This window comes from Candidatus Cloacimonadota bacterium (genome assembly GCA_028706475.1).
Classification (GTDB): Bacteria; Cloacimonadota; Cloacimonadia; order Cloacimonadales; family Cloacimonadaceae; genus UBA5456.
In genome coordinates, this window is the sequence record JAQWBI010000011.1 from 1 (window position 1) to 17872 (window position 17872).

Consider the following 17872-nt stretch of genomic DNA (forward strand, 5'->3'; position numbering starts at 1 on the left):
TAATTACAATCGCCCCCACAGCTCACTAAACTTCCTACCTCCGGCAAAATACAGAGAAAACTATGAAAACAATGTCGATAAGAAACGTGTCACTTTACAAGTGGTGTAAAAAATGGGACAGGGTCAGTGATAACATAGACTTTTATATGGTCTTGCGTAAATTTCTCAAAGCTTGTAATCAGATCTGATATAACGAAGGCAATCCGTTATAGACAAGCCTTCAATGTGGATTAACCTATGCATTGTTATCATGATGCATACAAGGTGATATGGAGAACTCCATGAAAAAATTAACTCTTGTTGCAGCAGCCCTGATGCTCCTCAGCGTATCGTTGATGGGCATCACATTTAGTATCAACGTCATCAGAGCAACAACAAGCACACATGTGTATATTTCTGGATGGACAGGTGTCCCCGGCGGACCATGGACAGATTGGAATCACGTAGAAATGACACGCGGCGTGCCCAACTCTGGTGGGAACGGATATATCTACTACATAACTGCTCCCAGCAACGGGCATAATGGTTTCGATGTTACTGCATATGCCGGTGGTAAATCCAGTCGTAAAACAGGATCAGAATATATTAGCGGCAATAATGTTTGGCTAGATTCCATAGTATTCCCACCTCCTCCACCACCTCCTCCACCACCTCCTGTCAATGATCGTCCTGACTTTCGTTAGAATCCCACTCGTTCGAAAAGCCGTGCCCTCTCAAGGTACGGCTTTTCCCATTCAATCAGTATCAAGGGAGCTTTACTAGCTCTTATTACTTCAATATCACCAGCTTTCCTTTGCTTTTCATTCCCTTGCCGTCCTGCAGGCTATAGAAATAGACTCCGCTGGAAAGCTTTGCATCAGATACCGTTAGGTCGCTTCCCTGATAGGGATAGGTTTTCAGCTTTTGTCCTTTCAGGTTATACAGACTCAATTCCCCGTTGAGAGCTTCTGGGCTACTGAACTTCAGAGAGCTTCCTTGCCGCGCCGGATTGGGTGAAACCGAGAGCTGTGCTGGAATGGCGATCTGGTCTTCACTAAAGGAGGACGCATTATAGAGTTTAAGATCGGTAGGCATCATACCCACAGTGTATTGCTTCCAATTGCTCAGATCCGGATGCAGGATTTCCACAATCCCATTCCCACCCCAGTTTGGCGTCAATAAAGCCACTACATTGCTATTTCCCACAACCCCTGAACACGCATTGGGTAAGGGATTGGAGTCGCCATGCAAGATCGTAAAAGTGGAAGGATTATAGCTATACAGATGCGCCCCGTTGCCATCTGCTACCAACGCCAGATCGGTACCTGCAATCCAGAGAGCCCCGGGAGTGCCCCCAATATCGATGGTTTCCACCACCGTATCCGTGGAAGTATCTATGATGCAGATAACTCCGGCAGTATCTCCCCAATTCCCAGTACAGGAAACATGGAGCTTTCCCTCATACGATGCAAGATGCTGGGGATTGGCACTCACCGGAATGGTACTCAACACAGTAAAGCTCTCCAGATCGATCACGCTCACGGAGCTGCCAGCATAGTTTTGGCTATAATTTCCCGCATTACAAACATACAGTTTATTGCCCACCAGTTCCAGGTCTTCCGGAGCAACACCCACATCCACGGAAGCTTCAACCGTGCCGCTGATCGTATCCAGTTTATACACTTTTTGAGACAGCCAACCCGACACATAGAGCTTTGTTTCATGTTTCAGGGCATCCCAGGGATTGGCTCCGAGCCCAACAAAAATGTTGGATATTGTATTGCCGCTTTCCCGCGAAATCTTCTGTACTGCATTGTCTCCGGAATTTACCGACCAGATATAGTCTTCATCCACCACGATTTTATTGGGTACGGTTCCCAATACGCTAAAGCTGTTATCCACCGTGTCTGTTTCGGTATCGATCCTGCTTAGGGTGCGGGATTGTGAATTCACTACGTAGAGCAGTTCTGCAGCGGCAAAGCCATGAAGCAGCAATAATGCCACTATTAGCAAGAGCTTTGGGAGTCTAAGTCCACTGATGTTTGAGTTCATTTTGTTCACCTCTTTTTGTTTTGATTGTGACTTGAGATGAACACACTGGATATAGCCCATTCCCCGTAGGCTTCTTCCATACTTGTTGGCAGGTTTCCTGGCTTGCAGCGGGTTACGCTCTGCGCGTCATAATTGCCTTCCCATCATATTGACAGTGACAAATAAACCCTGTGTGCTGCTTACAGTGGCGGAGACCGCTTCCGATTCTAACGGAATTCCCTATTACCTTTTGTAAAGCACCATCAAGTCACAAATACACAGAAATCTGCGCTCCAGAAATAGTCAAGCTATTTGTTGAACTCGGCTATGGTTCGTACGCCACCTGCTCCTTTGCCCGATAGTTCTTTGTGGAGATCGATATCCCCGTTTCCCAGTTGATTCCGGGTTGTGGAGTGTAGGCATAGATTTCGTACATTTTATTTAGGATATTGTTTACTCTCAGGTCACAGCGGATATCGATAAACCGCAGCCCAATCCGGTAGAATCCAGCAGTATCCAGAGTATCAAAGCCTTTCAGCGGGGCGATCATGTTATCGACTGTGCTATATTGTTCGCCGGTATAGTTATATTGCAAAGAGCAGCCACGTATGTCGTTACCAAAGTTCAGCATAGCTACTGCCTTCATCGCCGGAGTATATACCAGTTTCTTATTATAAGACGGCGATGGTATGCCACCAGAATTTCTTGCCACATCTTTGGCATCGGTGAAAGTGACTCCGGCGTTTACCTTCAGAAGGCGGCTAATCTGCATTTGTGTTTCAAACTCATAGTTCCGAATCCTTGCCTTGCCCACATTAAAGGGCTTCCAGCTTATCCCATTCAGGTAATACTGTCTCCATTGGATCAGATTTTCCACCAGGTTTTGGTAATAGGCTATTTTCCAGCGTGCTTTACCGGTATTTGCCTCTGCATACATGTTGTAGCCGAATGAGCTTTCGCTCTTCAAGTTCGGATTGCCCTGGGTCTCACTATCCCCGATCCAATACATATCAAAGAGTGAGGGCTGAGAATATGCCGTTCCCACATATCCACCTATAGTAAGCTCAAATCCCAGAGGTACTTGCAGTTCTTGCTCCAATCTCCAGCTCGGCTGCACTTTATCTTCACAATAGTCCGCCCGGAATGCTCCCAGGGCCTTGTAGCTCATGATGCCGGGATACCATACCTGCTGGGCTTGTACGGCGATGGCAGAATTGTCTCGTTCACCGGTTGTTTTGATGTTGCTCAGTCTATTGAAGTAATCATAATCCACTGTACTATATTCCGCGTTTACGCCGAGCTTGGTTTCTTCCAGATTCAGATTGTTACTCAGCTTCAAGCCCCGGCTCTGCTGCGTCTGATCATAATGACTTTTCGCCAGTGTATTTGTGGAACCTTGATTTGTGAAGATGCTAAAATCCCTATTCCACCACAACAGCAACTCATGGGCGAAATCCCGATGCGACAATATGCCCCGCAGGTTATGCTGGGCATAGTTTCCTGTGAGTTTGGAGTTATCATATAAATCCAGGAAGTTTATAGTCCCCGGTAATTGCCGGACAAAGCTGCCCATATTGATGCTGTAGCTCAGCTCTGACGCATCCTTGGAATACCGTGCTTTGGCATAGAAGCTGTCACCAGTTTTTTTGTTGTGCTCTCTTTCCAGTTCCGGCTCTATCCCCCAAAAATCCGGAGTCTTGTAAGTAAAGTTGTTCAATGCCGTGTGATGCATATACTCTGCTTTCAGTGAGAGCGCATCCCGGTTGATCAATAACCTGTAAGCCTGCTTGTACAATCCAAATGACCCCATACTACTATAGATTTCGGCTTCCGCGGCTCTGGCATCGTCAGCTTTTTTGGTGTGAATGTGGATGATGCCGCCAATTGCTGCAGATCCTCCATACACGGATGAATTACCTTTTATTACTTCGATATGACTGATCTGACCAATTGGTATCCGGCTAAGGTCAAATGCTTCTCCAGCGGGATTCAGCACCACACCATCCAGCATCACCAAGCTGTGACGGCTAAAACTGCCCAAGATGGACACCGTCTGCCGTTCCCCGCTCAACCTCGTATCAGTGGTTACAAAAGCGGGATTCTGCAGCAATAGATCGTTGCTGTTATTGATTCCGGCATTGGTGTCCGGATGAATGATGCTGGAATTTAACGAAGGGCTGTTGGGACGGTATTCGATAGCTCGTACCCACACAGAAGGCAATACAATGTCGTCTCGAACCAGAACTACCGGTGCTTTCAGGTCTCTCGTACTAATGGTGCGATCATGAAAGCCCAGGCGATGAATATGAAGTGAATCCGCTTCTGTAGCCAGATAGAAGCTTCCGTCCTCCCGGCTGTATGTGCTGTGCCGGGAATCTGAAACACTGGCTGATGAGACGGGATCTCCATCGGAATCCACAATTTTGCCCCCTATGGCAAAGATGGCACTAGAACAAAGCAGTAATGCACATAGCATCAATACTTTGCCTGTAACTTCTCGCGTCCGTATCATTTTGTTCACCTCTTGAATTTGTTTGTGACTTGAGATGAACACACTGGATATAGCCCATTCCCCGTAGGCTTCTTCCATACTTGCTGGCAGGTTTCCTGGCTTGCAGCGGGTGCGCGATGCGCGTCTTAATGCCTTCCCATCGTTTCGACAGTGGCAAATAAACCTTTCGTGCTGCTTACAGTGGCGGAGACCGCTTCCGATTATCAACGGAATTCCCTATTACCTTTTGTTAAGCACCATCAAGTCACAGTTACACAGAAAAAGCCCCTATGAAATAGTCAAGATATTCCTTAGTTATGCTTCTAAAAATCAGCTCTGCTCCCCCTCAGGATCAAGTGGTGCCGAAGCTGATATCATCGGGTTATCATCGGGTGAGCACTCGATGATAACGGCTTGATATCAGGATAATGTATCGATGAAGTACAGGGGAAGTATTTGCAGGGATATCATGGAGCTAATCCATGCATCACAATATTCTTCGAAGACCTGAGATTGTCTTATTGTCGAAGGAACAAATTGGTTGTCAGTCTGTTACCCCAGAACCTTTCCCAGATTCATCAACTACCGGGCTATCTACACCACTCTGGCCGGAGCTTCTTTGCCTTGAATCACGGCAATGGCGTTGCGTGCGGCCATCATGCCCATTTCTTCTCTGGTCTCCATGCTGGCAGAACCGATATGGGGCAGGATCACCACGTTGGATAATCGTTTCAAATCTGCCGGAATCTCGGGTTCATCTTCATAAACATCCAAGCCTGCAGCCCAGATCCAGCCCTCGCTCAGGGCTTTGATCAGTATCTTCTCATCAACGATCGCTCCACGAGCGGTATTGATCAGGATGGCACCCGGTTTCATCGCTTTTAGCTCTTTCTCTCCGATCAGATGCCGTGTTACGGAGCTAAGCGGCAAATGCAGACTAAGGATATCCGATTCCCGGAGCAGGGTTTCAAAATCTACATACTGTGCCGGGATATTCAGTTCCTTTATCTGAGGTCCATGATAGATTACCTTCATGCCAAAACCTACTGCACGACGCGCCACAGCCTGTCCAATGCGTCCCATACCCAAGATTCCCAGTGTCTTATGATGCACATCTTTTCCCAAAAAGAGCAGCGGTTCCCAACCCACAAATTTCCCTTCCCGGGTATATTTATCGCTCTGCGGGATACAGCGGGCACTCGCCATGATCAGTGCCCAGGCAAGATCAGCTGTACTTTCGGTCAAAACTCCTGGAGTGTTGCATACTGCTATGCCTCTGGCTTTGGCAGCCTCCAGATCAATGTTGTTGTAGCCTACAGCATAATTTGCGATCACCTTCAACTTATCTGTTGCTTCGATCAAACTTCTATCGATTGTGTCGGACAAGAGGCACACTAATGCGTCTTTCCCGGTAATATGCTCTTTCATTTCATGAGCTAGCATCGCTCTTTCAGAGGTATTGGCATGCACTTCAAAGGCTTCCTTGAGCTTTTCCATCGCTTTCTGGGGCAAGAGACGGGTGAGCAGCAATTTTGGTTTACTGGCATCGGGATTCAGGATTTCTACGATTCCACTATTATCTTCCTGGATCTCCGAGGCTTTCATAAAGTATTGAAATTCCAGTATTCTACCTTCGGGATCGGCTCCCCAAAAGTGGTATATCCTAAAACTGGAATTTACGCACGGAGCTGATGTGCTGATGCTTTTATAGCGTTCGTAAGCAGTGTCTACCAATTTCTTCGAATCGTACAAGAAAGTGATGGTGCCTTGGGACTGGCTGCTTTCTCCTATGCAGAATCCCACCAGGAATCCATTATGTTCAAAAATTAGGCATTTGCCTTGATCTAGCCACAGATTTAAGCCCAACGAATCCAGATAAAAACTCCTGAGAGCTTCCAAGTCACGGGTGTTAAAGAAAACGATTCCGGACATTTATCTACTCCATATTATGTGTCGATTATATAGATATAATAAGGTGCGGACAAGAAAAATCAAATCCAAAAACCCACACAGAAGCGGGCATGGAGAAAGTGTGTGTAAGGAGGGAGATTTGTAAGTATCTGGATATAATGATAAAAAAGCAACCGGGACCGTACCCAAAGAAACGATCCCGGTCTATATCTGCTTGCTTGTGTGAAGTTATCGGATTGCTGCCATAGCTGCCGCGAGTCTGGCAATTGGTACGCGGTAGGGGGAGCAGCTAACGTAGTTCATGCCAACTCTGTGGCAGAACTCCACGCTTGAGGGTTCTCCGCCGTGTTCGCCGCAGATGCCCACTTTCAGATTCGGGCGAGCGCTGCGACCGCGGGTAGTTCCCAGTTCCACCAGCTGGCCTACGCCTTCCTGATCCAATATCTGGAAGGGATCGTGTTTCAGCAGGTTTTTCTTCAGATAAACGGGCAGGAATACACCAGCGTCGTCACGGCTATAACCAAAGGTCATCTGTGTGAGGTCGTTGGTGCCAAAGCTAAAGAACTCAGCGCTTTCGGCGATCTTGTCCGCTGTAAGGGCTGCGCGCGGAATCTCGATCATGGTTCCAACCAAGTATTGCACTTTTTCACTGGTCTCCTGGAAGACTTTCTCAGCGGTAGAGCGGATGATTTCTTCCTGCAGCTTGAATTCTGCCAAAGTTCCGATGAGCGGTACCATGATCTCCGGAAGTACCTTCACGCCTTTCTTTTGAACGTTGATTGCGGCTTCGATGATGGCTCTCGCCTGCATCTCTGTGATTTCAGGATAGGTATTGCCCAAGCGGCATCCACGGTGACCGAGCATGGGATTGAATTCATGCAGGGAGTCCACTCTGTTTTTCACTTTCAGGGGATCGATCCCGAGACTTTTGGCGATCTCGATCTGATCTTTTTCCTCATGGGGTACAAACTCGTGTAAGGGGGGATCCAAGAGGCGAACGGTAACCGGGAAGCCGTCCATGGCAGTGAAGATACCTTCAAAATCGCTGCGCTGCATGGGCAGAAGCTTGTCCAATGCCTTTCTGCGTCCGGCTTCGTCGTCTGCCAGAATCATCTCGCGCATGGCATTAATGCGTTCTCCCTCGAAGAACATATGCTCGGTGCGGCAGAGTCCGATGCCTACTGCGCCAAATTTGCGGGCAACTATAGCATCCTTGGGTGTGTCGGCGTTGGTGCGCACTTTCATTTTGGTATGTTTGTCTGCCAGTTCCATAATTCTGGCAAAATCTCCGCTCAATTCCGGATCCTGGGTATCAACTTTTCCTTCCAGTACCTGGCCGGTGGAGCCGTTCAATGATATCCAATCGCCTTCCTTGTAGCTTTTGCCGTCAACAGTCATGATGCGGGTTTTGTAATTGATCTGCAAGGTACCCGCGCCGGAAACACAGCATTTACCCATACCGCGGGCAACCACAGCAGCGTGGGAGGTCATTCCGCCACGAGCGGTAAGGATGCCTTTGGCAACGTTCATTCCACGCAGGTCTTCAGGAGAAGTCTCGGTGCGAACCAGGATCACTTTCTTGCCGTCTTTGGCCCATGCTTCTGCATCTTCGGCAAAGAAAACGATTTGACCGGTGGCAGCGCCGGGAGAGGCAGGCAGCCCCTTCGCTATCACGTGTGCTTTTGCCAGAGCGTCTCTATTGAATACAGGATGCAGCAGTTCGTCCAGTTTCTCCGGTTCCATGCGCAATAGTGCGGTCTTTTCGTCGATCATGCCTTCTTTCAGCATATCCACGGCGATCTTGACCATTGCAAATCCGGTGCGTTTGCCATTGCGGGTTTGCAGCATCCACAGTTTGTTGTCTTGGATGGTAAATTCCAAGTCTTGCATATCGTGGGCATGGTTTTCAAGTTTTTTCTGGATGTCGAAGAGCTCTTTATATGTGGCAGGCATCACTTCTTCCAGAGAGGGGAATTTTGCTGCACGCTCATCTTCGCTGATTCCTGCAAGTTTCGCCCATCTTCGTGAGCCTTCTTTGGTGATTTGCTGAGGTGTGCGGATTCCGGCAACTACGTCTTCGCCCTGGGCGTTGATGAGGTATTCTCCGTTGAAGATGTTTTCGCCGGTGGCGGCATCACGGGTGAAGGCAACGCCGGTGGCACTGGTATCGCCCATATTGCCAAAGACCATGGCTTGTACGTTTACGGCTGTTCCCCATTCGTGAGGGATACCGTTCAGCTGGCGGTAATAGACGGCGCGGTCGTTGTTCCAACTATCGAACACCGCAAAAATTGCACCCCAGAGCTGATCCCATGGATCCTCCGGGAAGTCGTGACCAGTATTGTCTTTCACGGCTTTTTTGAAGAGAACTACCAGCTGCTTCAGGTCTTCACTGGTCAGTTCGAGGTCGTTCTTCACGCCTTTTTCTTCTTTCATGTGATGTATAATAACTTCAAAGGGATCTTCTTCTTCTTTGCTTTGGGGTTTCAGGCCCAATACAACATCGCCATACATCTGCACAAAGCGGCGGTAGCTATCCCAAGCGAAGCGCTCGTTATTGGTCTTTCTGATGATGCCTTGCACGGCATTGTCGTTCATACCAAGGTTCAGGATGGTGTCCATCATACCGGGCATGGAAGCTCTGGCGCCACTACGCACGGAAACCAGCAAGGGGTTTTCGTTGGAACCAAATTGCATTCTCATGATTTGTTCCACGTGTTTGACGGCTGTTTTAACTTCATTGGCTAGCATATCGCGCATTTTCTCGGGGCCAACCTGATTGAACTCAGTACAGGCATCTGTGGTGATAGTGAATCCGGGGGGTACAGGAACGCCGATGAGATTCATTTCGGCGAGGTTTGCACCTTTTCCACCCAGCAGATTCTTCATATCGGCTTTACCTTCAGCGTGTCCGTTACCAAATAGGTAAACGCGTTTAGTTGCAGTCATTTATCCTCCATGAAAGCAATGTATATATTTTATTCATAGATTTTCCAAACAATCTGACATGCTTATTCTGTCAACTGTTTTTGTGTGAAGCTCTTATCATTGGAGCCAGGTTGGAAATAAGGGGTGTCGACCTCCAGGCAGACAGAAGCAGCGGAGCTACCTGCAGTTGAGGCTTGGCCTCTGTGGTGACGAGATGTCCCCACCCCCTGTACTCCTGTCCGTCATGCTGCTATTAACAACGAGGTGAAATACAAGAAGTGAGTTTGAAACGGGAGAAAGCTCTTAATCTCTTCATACGACAGCCGGCTTGGACAAAACAGTAGATAAAATAGCAAAAGCAGGGAATAAAAAAATCCCTTTACAGATAATGAGCTGTTTTTAGAGTGTGAATTCGGACTACAATCCGGTTACTTTGTAATAATACACGATACTTTAGTTATTATAAGCATAGACAGCATAAGGATACGCGATGAAAAAGCTCTTTTTGATGTTCCTTGCCCTGATATTTATAGGGCTGCTCAGCGCTAAGGTGGATCTGAATACCGCCGGCATGAGCGAATTGAAGCAGCTTCCTATCTCGGAGGCGCAAGCGCGGGACATCTATGAATACCGGACTTTTGTGAAGATTTTTGACAGCATATATGATCTTCGCGAGATCCCGTCCATAGATCAGCGCACAATGAACAAACTGAAGCCGCTGGTGGTGGTTTCTGTATATACTGAAACCGATGATGTGACATTGCGCAGAGAGGAAATCAGTGATCTGATCGAGAGGCTGGACAGCAATGAAGGAGCCAGCGAGGGTATGGCAGACGTTTGGGAAGACTATTTGATGACTCCTCAAAACGTAAACCGCATGCACTTCAACGACTTTGTGAGTCTGCCAAACGTATCAGCCGTTGATGCCGCAGCCATCCTGAAAAGAGTGGCACGTGGAGACACCATTGCCGACACCAGAGACCTCCGCGGTACTATGGGGCTTTCCTATTATGGCTATACAAACCTGCGCAACTACGTATATTTCAAAGAACCTCCGGTTAAGAACAGGCTGATGTTTGATGCTCAGATTCAGTACTACACCCGCTATTTTGAAGAAGGTCAATACGATATGCTGCACGAGCCGTTTCTGCCCAGCGATTATGGCAACAACTGGCTGACAATTCCTCAGGACAAACGCAAAACCTACTGGGGTTATTTCGAGCTTGATCAGGTGCATCCGGACATCACTGCAAAACTGCGGATGCGCTACGGCAACAATCTTAAGATGGGTATCATGAATTACTCCCCCAAAGCGCATGATGGCTGGCAATACATGGATTCCGAAGACTTTTGGAACAGCAGCAAATACTATGCCGGCTACGAAAATACCAAGATACCCTGGCTGGACAACACATCCCTAAAGATGTATCTGGGGCATTACCGCGCCACTTACGGCGAGGGCTTAACGATGGAGAATACCGATTTCTACAGCTCGCGCAAGACCGGATTTGGCTTTAGTAAGCGCATCATGGGCATCACTCCGGATCTGTCCAAGGCTTCGCAATATGCTTTGCGCGGAGCAGCGGTGGAATTGGCAAATCCTTATTTCAACGCATCTTTCTTTGTGTCGGACGACGATAAAGACGGCCTGGCATACATCAACGAAGATGGCAGCTATGTAATGCGGGATGAATATGGCAATGATGTCTTTAGAGATAGCGATGGCAAACAATACTTTATGGACGGCGCCACAGCTCGATATACTTATGACGACGGCAGTGCGGTAAGTGCCGATAAGAATAAGTTCTTTTCCTATATTACTCCAAGTCTGCCCTATGATAACGACACAATGATGGAAGCAGAAGCGTATATGAATTCATCTCTGTATCCGGAGGTGATACCTCCGGGATCTGCTTATATCCCGTATCAAATGCAATACATCAATTTAGCGGCTCGCAAGGACGCCATTCGTGAAAAGCTGTGGGGCACTCATTTGGAATTGAGCCCCATAATAGGTACCAGACTTGGCTTTACAACCTATACTGCTTTGTATGAAGATGCGCATTTTGTGGTGCCCGGTTTTAACGATCTGAAGAATATCCTGCTTCGTGATTCCTACAATATTCCCAAGATAGAGAAAGCCATGAATGCCGAAATCAGCAATCTCTACGGCACTCAGACCGATCGCTACAGCCGGGACTATCGCCGCGTTATCGGCTTTGACGGTGGCACAGTATTGGGTAATACTGCCATTCAAGGTGAATATGCCGAGATGAGTAAGTATGGCGAAGACACCAAATTGGGCGACGATCCCAAGGCATACCTGATCAGCTCTCACACTCAATTTGAGAATCTCTATTTTATTACCCTGTATCGAAACTACGACATTGGTTTTGATAATCCTTACAGCAATAGTTTCTCAGAACATGAGCGCTTCAACGATACCATCCTGGAAAAGAATATCTATGCGCTTAGCAATCCGCTGATCTCGGACATGTATCAAAACAGCAATCAATCTCAACCGGAAAAAGGGCTCTACTTTGAGACCAGATACAAATTTAATAGGTACTTCACTGTGGGACGCAGCTATCTGGACTTGTGGGAACGGCTTGCAGACGGTCGTCGCAGTGCTAGATTCCAGAGCGAACTGGAATTTCGTCCATTGTATCAATTGGCGATGAGACTGCGTTATAAGAACCAGGTGAACCGTTATGACGACACAGCAGAACGCGGAGTATCCAAAACCAACGAATACACTGTGGCGATCCGCACTTTCCTTTCCAACCGGGACTTTTTGGAGCTGGAATATCGTTACAATACCGTGCTAAGCCCGCCCTACACTTCGCTTACCTATCCCGCTCAACCGGGTAACAATACAATGGCTGCAGCACAAACCTTGATGACTGGCGATTACATCGGCGTGAATTACACTCACAACTTCACTCCCAGCGTAAAACTGCAGGGTTCCTTCTTGTACTGGTATGGACACGGCATCTCGCATTGGGATTGGGAAGACATGGAAATCGACTTTATGGGCGAACGCGGTGCCAAAGCATGGATCGCCATATCCAGCCGCATCTCAAACAATATGTATATGAATATCAAGTTCCGCAATAAAACCTATCAGGATAAAGAAGTAAGAATCCGCCAATTCAACAATCCCGCCGATGAGGCTTTGGAAGGTCAGCTTACTTATGCCGAGAGAGTGGAACACAGTGAAAACACAATCCGCTTTTCCCTTGATTATCGCTTCTAACGTGGAGGAAACATGTTATCAAATAAATCTCTGATTATATTTGGCCTGCTGATGCTGGTCTCTTTGCTTGGTGCTTTTAGTGTGAGTGACAACTATTATGGACATCCCCCTTATGGGCAGGCTTCACTGGGGCAACGTTACGGCATTTTGGATGCCCGCGGATTTGCCATGGGCGGCACCGGGATCTACAATAATATGCGCCCCGGATCCATAGCCATCAATCCTGCCAATATCACTGCGCAGGAGAACCATGCGGGACTTAGCCTGAATACTATGATCAATCGCGCTGAAGACACTCGCATGCTCCCGCTCTACAACAGCTTTGACGCATATATAGATGATTCGGTTTATGCCTCAAATATCAATGCTTTTACGGATTTCGCCGGAGCTGGCTACGCTGCGATGAACTTGGGGAGATTGCATCTGGGAATCGGCACTTATCATACGCCCTACACCAGTTTTTCCGGAAAGTACAGCGAAGAGATTCGCAACAACCGCAATACCGATAACGACGGTTATCCCGAAAAGATCGCCCAAAACGAGATCGATAACAGCGGTGTGCTGATGAAGACTGCTCTGGCAGCCAGTATCGGCTTTGACATTGCAGATTACTGGAATGTGAATCTGGGCGTGGATTATGCTTTGATGTCTGCCGATGTAGAACAGGAAACCACGATCAGATGGAGCGATTGGGCTGTGCAAACCGTAGGTGAAAACATACTTCCCGATTACAGCAGAACCAGAGATTGGGAGCTTGAGGGTCAGCAGCTGAAGCTTGGTGCGGCTTTCCGTATGGGTCCCCGCTGGGGGATGGGAATTACCATGAGCCCCAAAACCACATTGGACATCAGCGGTAGCGATTTTACCTATCTGGAAGCATCACCAAACACTGCAATGGACAGCACCCTGGTATCGATGGACGGAGATTATGATCTCCCCGCCGAATATAGAATTGGCTTTAGTTACTTCCCCCGCAACGTGATGCGTACCGTTTTCAAAGCGGATCTGGAGATGGTGCAATACAGCGATCTGGACGATATCTACGACGACGTCTTCAATTTCTACGCCGGAGTGGAACACCATGTGGTAAACCGCATTCCTTTGCGCTTAGGATTCCAGGCTGTTAGCAGTTATTTCCAAACCATGGAAGAGGATGTGGATCTGAATGGTGATCCCTTCACCTATCGAGCCGCAAAGAAAGTAATCAGTCCCAAGATAACCGGTGGTTCCTCCGTTCAACTGTACAAAAACTGGGTATTGGATCTTGGCTTTGGATATGGCTGGCGCGAATACCAGGCGTTGGATCTCTTTGGCGATAAATATTATGATGATAGAGTTTACACTGGCGGGGCTTATGCACTTTGGCCAAATTCCTATATAGACCTTCAAAACCGCGGATGGGAAAATCCTGATAAAGTAAAGGAAAACATCGTCAGCTTCAATGCCGGTATTTCTTTTAGCTGGTAAGACCTTGATGAGGTTATTATGAAAAGATATATATTACTATCAGTGCTGATATTGGCGCTGAGCCTGGCTGTGGCTGAGGACTTGCGTCTGGACATCATGTGGTCAAATGACGTGCATGGTGGCATAGACCGCTCTCAAGCCACTTTTATGAATCCGGACTTCCCTCCCCAGTTAGGAGGCGGTGCGTCGGCTGCTACACTCATCAAACACGTGCGTAGCTGGCAGAGCCCAACCCGTCAATCCTTGCTCCTGGATGCCGGAGACTTCTTTCAAGGCCGCCCGGTAGGGACAGTCACAAACGGCGTGTCTGTAATTGAATACATGAACATGGTCGGTTATGATGCCATGACCATCGGAAACCATGAATTCGACATCCTGCAGGATGAATTGGAACCCACTTTGGAATTAGCGAATTTTCCCATTCTTACCTGTAATGTGATCGACACCAGGACCGGAGAGATTCCCTGGTATGCTTTTCCCTATACCATTGTCAATCGCATGGGCGTACGCATTGGCATTCTGGGCTTTACCACCACAGATACTAAACAGATGAGCTTCCCGGAAAACATCCGCAATATCGAATTTCTGAATGAAAAAGAGTCTGTATCCAAATATGTAAAGATATTGCGGGAAGAAGAGAAAGTGGATTTGGTAGTAGTATTGGGACATGCCGGGCTTCCCTATGATAACGTGGAGACCTATCTGAGCCGTTACGACGAAAAAGGAAATCCTCGCTACGCAGAACGACGCGGTCACTGGGGTTACGATGCTCAGGAATTAGCCCGCGAAGTGGATGGTATCGATCTTTTTATCGGTGGACACATTCATAAGGGCTGGCCCAAACCCTGGATTGATCCGGTGACCCACACTATGGTTATCACAGGTTATGCCTACGGTTCAAACCTTGGTTTGCTTACTCTTACCATAGACCCGGAAACCAAGACTCTAACAGGTTATGAGCTCCCCGCCATCCGCGAAGGTGCAATGATCACCCTCTTTGAAGATCAGTTTATTCCCGATCCCGAAGCCAGAGACCTTATCGAAGGCTATGTAGCAGTAGCTGAAGAAGGCATGGATGAAGTGATTGGCTATGCCAAAAACCACCTTTCCCGCACCAATGTAGATGCGCAATCTCCCATGGGCAATACCATTGTGGAAGCCATGAAATATATGGTAGATGCAGATTTCTCCTTCCTGAATCTGGGTGGTGTGCGGGCCGAGATCAAGAGCGGCCCCGTCACCTATCGCAATATCTTTGAAGTAATGCCTTTTGACAATATGCTTATCAGCTTCAAGTGCGATGGCAGAACCTTGCGCCGCATCATCGAAACCCGTGTGGAAGGCAGTAGAGCGGGCTTGATCGTAGCCGGAGTAAAAGTGGTTTATTCCCGTCAACGTCCCAGTTTTGACCGCGTGACCACCCTGTTGGTTGGAGGTGAACCCCTCGATCCGGACAAGATCTATACCGTAGCCACCACAGACTTCCTGATGCAGGGTAATGCAGGACTCACCATGCTGATGGACATCCCAGCCGAAAACGTGACCAATCACAATATAAATCTGCGGGATGCGATCGTGAAATACTTCAAGGACAATTCTCCGGTGGACGTTCGGATCGACGACCGCTGGAAGCGTGACGACAACTCACGTCAAGCACCATATCTGGCACAATAAAAATCTGCATACTATGTCATAGCGAAACTGGTACCACAGAGTCTTTTGCGGCTGTCCTGCAGGAAAATATGCTACAAGCAGGACACAATGTGGAAGGGCTGAAAGTGGCCACACTGAACCCGGTGAAGCAGACTTCGGTGAGAGAAAAGCAGGATATCAGAATCACAAATCTGCCCGATCCGCAAGAAATATGATGTAATGATGTTTGGTGGTCACGTTTGGGCATTCGGCCCCTCCCCGGTGATAATTGCGGCGATAACGCAATTGGATCATCTACAGGGCAAACAATGCTTCAGCTTCGTTACCATGGGCCTACGCTGCCGCTGGATGGGTGGCTTGGACTTCAGTGCATAGTTTTCACCCCATGTATTGAAGTCCATTTGACCGAATAATGTATAGGTATGCAATAAGATACAAAAGGCCATATCAGTTCCAATCGCATTACTTAGGTTGAATCATTCCTCCTCTTTCCCCTTGTTCTATCCAGTGTTGAAGCTGATATCAAGGCGTTATCATCCTGTGCTCACTCGATGATAACCCGATAATATCTGGTTCAAGTATCGATAACCCAGAGGAGGAATGAAGCTATTGGACCGTTTGGTAGAAGTATCAATGTGCTGGAGTTAACAAGACACCTATGCTATCTATCTCTGTCAAAATATGTTAAGGGGTAGCTTGGACAATGCATAGTTACCACCTCAGCTATTGAAGTCCATTTGACCATGTAATAAATAGGTATACATATAGATACTAAGGTCAAATGAACTTCAATCGCATTATCTGAGATTATGCACGACGGAGCTATTCAGCGTCGTCCGGATTAATCACTTTGGCCATAAACAAAGCCTCATTGCTGGGTTTGTGCACTATCATACACAAGAAAGGCTGATCGGCTTTGAACACCGGGATATTGGGATCGGGTGGAGTAAAGGATGTCTTTGCAAAGCCGACCTGAGTGGCGGCCGCTGCTTCCGTTCCTTGTTCGATAACCTCCAAAAAGGCTTTGTGTACGATGTCTGAAATAAAGAGGTTCTGAGCACCGCCGGTTTTCATGATGCCGGAAAAATCCGCTTTACCAGCGTCGAATGCATCGGCAATGCCAAGTGTGCGGAAAGTATCCACCAGTTGATCCAGAGTGTGTTCCAAGCGGAATCTGGGGATTATTACTTCCACTTGACGAGGGCGGGAAAGGCTCTTCATCCAGCTTGTCCACATTTCTTCATTCAGTGCGGCGCTTGTCTCTTCTATATCTTTGGGCAATACAAAGAGCATTACCAATTCAGATTCCGCAAAGGGCATCTCGAGCAACTGGCAATTGCCTGTCTCAGCATAACGGAATGAGCCGGTCTGACGCATCAGAGGCATGGGTTTGCTCTGTTTTTCATCGCGTTCGGAGCTGGTATAGAAAATGCCCTTGCGGGTGTTGAAACTTTCAAACTGAGTCATCCAGTCGCTCTTGAAATAGATGCTGTTTACCAATACCATTCCATCGTTACTGTCGGCTATCTGTCGTTCGGAAATGATGTCTTTAATGCGGTTCTCAGTTTTCTTTTCCACCCACTGGTTAATGAAATCGGCAGTATCTTTGGCTTTATTGAAGTCCAGGCTAAACAGTTCGCTGCCAAATGATTCCTGCAATGTCTTGGCATAATTGGGGATCAGGATATCCTCATTCGCTTTGGCATTGAACATAGCGTTGGCTATATTCAATTTCGCGTTTCCCCGATGCTGGATTTCGTTCAGCATGGATATAGTTTTGCGGAAAGAAAGGTGTTCCTGATCGGGCTTGGAATCGTATCCCATCACTTTGGCAATCTCATCGGCGGTGTTGCCTCGGGAGCCGGTATAAGCCATTCCCAAGGCAGCTTTGATGCTAAGGGGGGAAAGAAAGAGGTTCTCATTCTTTCTATTTACCTGTTCCCATAAACTGTAAGGATATTCAAAGTGCTGCCGGTCAATCTTAGCTGGAGCAGGCACTTTATCCGCTACTACATTCTGCTCTGTAGAAACCTGTTTGGGTTCTACCTGTTTGTTTCTGCTGCAAGCACTTACGGCAAATAGTAATATCAGGGACAATACTATACTAAGATATCGGAACATTATTCCTCCATTTTCTTTATCATTATACGTGGGGT

General features: G+C 47.6%; 10 protein-coding genes and 2 riboswitches. Of the genes, 5 read left to right on the forward strand and 5 right to left on the reverse strand.

What is annotated here, in order from left to right; all coding sequences use genetic code 11:
* The first annotated feature begins 281 nt into the window (after window positions 1-281).
* Window positions 282-683 carry a hypothetical protein gene (locus PHF32_03510; protein ID MDD4559795.1) on the forward strand — a complete coding sequence of 134 codons (402 nt, stop codon included), beginning with the start codon at window positions 282-284 and terminating at the stop codon, window positions 681-683.
* 85 nt (window positions 684-768) lie between these two features.
* Here PHF32_03510 and PHF32_03515 read toward each other — a convergent pair whose 3' ends face one another.
* From PHF32_03515 to ppdK, 4 genes are all read right to left on the reverse strand, one after another.
* Window positions 769-2031 (reverse strand): T9SS type A sorting domain-containing protein, encoded by a 1263-nt coding sequence (locus PHF32_03515; protein MDD4559796.1) that lies wholly within the window; start codon window positions 2029-2031, stop codon window positions 769-771.
* Between the two features lie 69 nt (window positions 2032-2100).
* Window positions 2101-2290, reverse strand: a riboswitch (cobalamin riboswitch).
* Between the two features lie 45 nt (window positions 2291-2335).
* Window positions 2336-4522: a TonB-dependent receptor gene (locus PHF32_03520; protein ID MDD4559797.1), complete on the reverse strand. Its 2187-nt coding sequence runs from the start codon at window positions 4520-4522 to the stop codon at window positions 2336-2338.
* A gap of 67 nt (window positions 4523-4589) precedes the next feature.
* Window positions 4590-4778, reverse strand: a riboswitch (cobalamin riboswitch).
* A 317-nt stretch (window positions 4779-5095) separates the two neighbouring features.
* Complete coding sequence (locus PHF32_03525; GenBank protein MDD4559798.1) at window positions 5096-6106, reverse strand: D-glycerate dehydrogenase; 1011 nt, start codon at window positions 6104-6106, stop codon at window positions 5096-5098.
* A gap of 534 nt (window positions 6107-6640) precedes the next feature.
* Window positions 6641-9361: a pyruvate, phosphate dikinase gene (gene ppdK / locus PHF32_03530; protein MDD4559799.1), complete on the reverse strand. Its 2721-nt coding sequence runs from the start codon at window positions 9359-9361 to the stop codon at window positions 6641-6643.
* A 469-nt stretch (window positions 9362-9830) separates the two neighbouring features.
* On the opposite strand from ppdK, the gene PHF32_03535 reads away from it, so the two are divergent.
* The 4 genes from PHF32_03535 to PHF32_03550 all read left to right on the forward strand — a co-directional run bounded on the left by PHF32_03535 (window position 9831) and on the right by PHF32_03550 (window position 15931).
* Entirely contained in the window at window positions 9831-12596 is a 2766-nt protein-coding gene (locus PHF32_03535; GenBank protein MDD4559800.1) for a helix-hairpin-helix domain-containing protein, read from the forward strand.
* Window positions 12597-12608: 12 nt separating this feature from the next.
* Window positions 12609-14063: a hypothetical protein gene (locus PHF32_03540; GenBank protein MDD4559801.1), complete on the forward strand. Its 1455-nt coding sequence runs from the start codon at window positions 12609-12611 to the stop codon at window positions 14061-14063.
* 18 nt (window positions 14064-14081) lie between these two features.
* Window positions 14082-15737, forward strand: coding sequence for a 5'-nucleotidase C-terminal domain-containing protein (locus tag PHF32_03545; protein ID MDD4559802.1), 1656 nt, complete (start codon window positions 14082-14084; stop codon window positions 15735-15737).
* A 68-nt stretch (window positions 15738-15805) separates the two neighbouring features.
* Entirely contained in the window at window positions 15806-15931 is a 126-nt protein-coding gene (locus PHF32_03550; GenBank protein ID MDD4559803.1) for a hypothetical protein, read from the forward strand.
* A 607-nt stretch (window positions 15932-16538) separates the two neighbouring features.
* Here the strand turns inward: PHF32_03550 and PHF32_03555 are convergent.
* Window positions 16539-17837: a serpin family protein gene (locus PHF32_03555; GenBank protein ID MDD4559804.1), complete on the reverse strand. Its 1299-nt coding sequence runs from the start codon at window positions 17835-17837 to the stop codon at window positions 16539-16541.
* Window positions 17838-17872 lie beyond the last annotated feature (35 nt).

Excerpts from the sequence above, each read along its gene's own strand:
- PHF32_03510 (MDD4559795.1), top strand. The coding sequence starts at position 282 with ATGAAAAAATTAACTCTTGTTGCAGCAGCCCTGATGCTCCTCAGCGTA.
- PHF32_03515 (MDD4559796.1), bottom strand. The coding sequence starts at position 2,031 with ATGAACTCAAACATCAGTGGACTTAGACTCCCAAAGCTCTTGCTAATA.
- PHF32_03520 (MDD4559797.1), bottom strand. The coding sequence starts at position 4,522 with ATGATACGGACGCGAGAAGTTACAGGCAAAGTATTGATGCTATGTGCA.
- PHF32_03525 (MDD4559798.1), bottom strand. The coding sequence starts at position 6,106 with ATGAAAGCCTCGGAGATCCAGGAAGATAATAGTGGAATCGTAGAAATC.
- ppdK (MDD4559799.1), bottom strand. The coding sequence starts at position 9,361 with ATGACTGCAACTAAACGCGTTTACCTATTTGGTAACGGACACGCTGAA.
- PHF32_03535 (MDD4559800.1), top strand. The coding sequence starts at position 9,831 with ATGAAAAAGCTCTTTTTGATGTTCCTTGCCCTGATATTTATAGGGCTG.
- PHF32_03540 (MDD4559801.1), top strand. The coding sequence starts at position 12,609 with ATGTTATCAAATAAATCTCTGATTATATTTGGCCTGCTGATGCTGGTC.
- PHF32_03545 (MDD4559802.1), top strand. The coding sequence starts at position 14,082 with ATGAAAAGATATATATTACTATCAGTGCTGATATTGGCGCTGAGCCTG.
- PHF32_03550 (MDD4559803.1), top strand. The coding sequence starts at position 15,806 with ATGCTACAAGCAGGACACAATGTGGAAGGGCTGAAAGTGGCCACACTG.
- PHF32_03555 (MDD4559804.1), bottom strand. The coding sequence starts at position 17,837 with ATGTTCCGATATCTTAGTATAGTATTGTCCCTGATATTACTATTTGCC.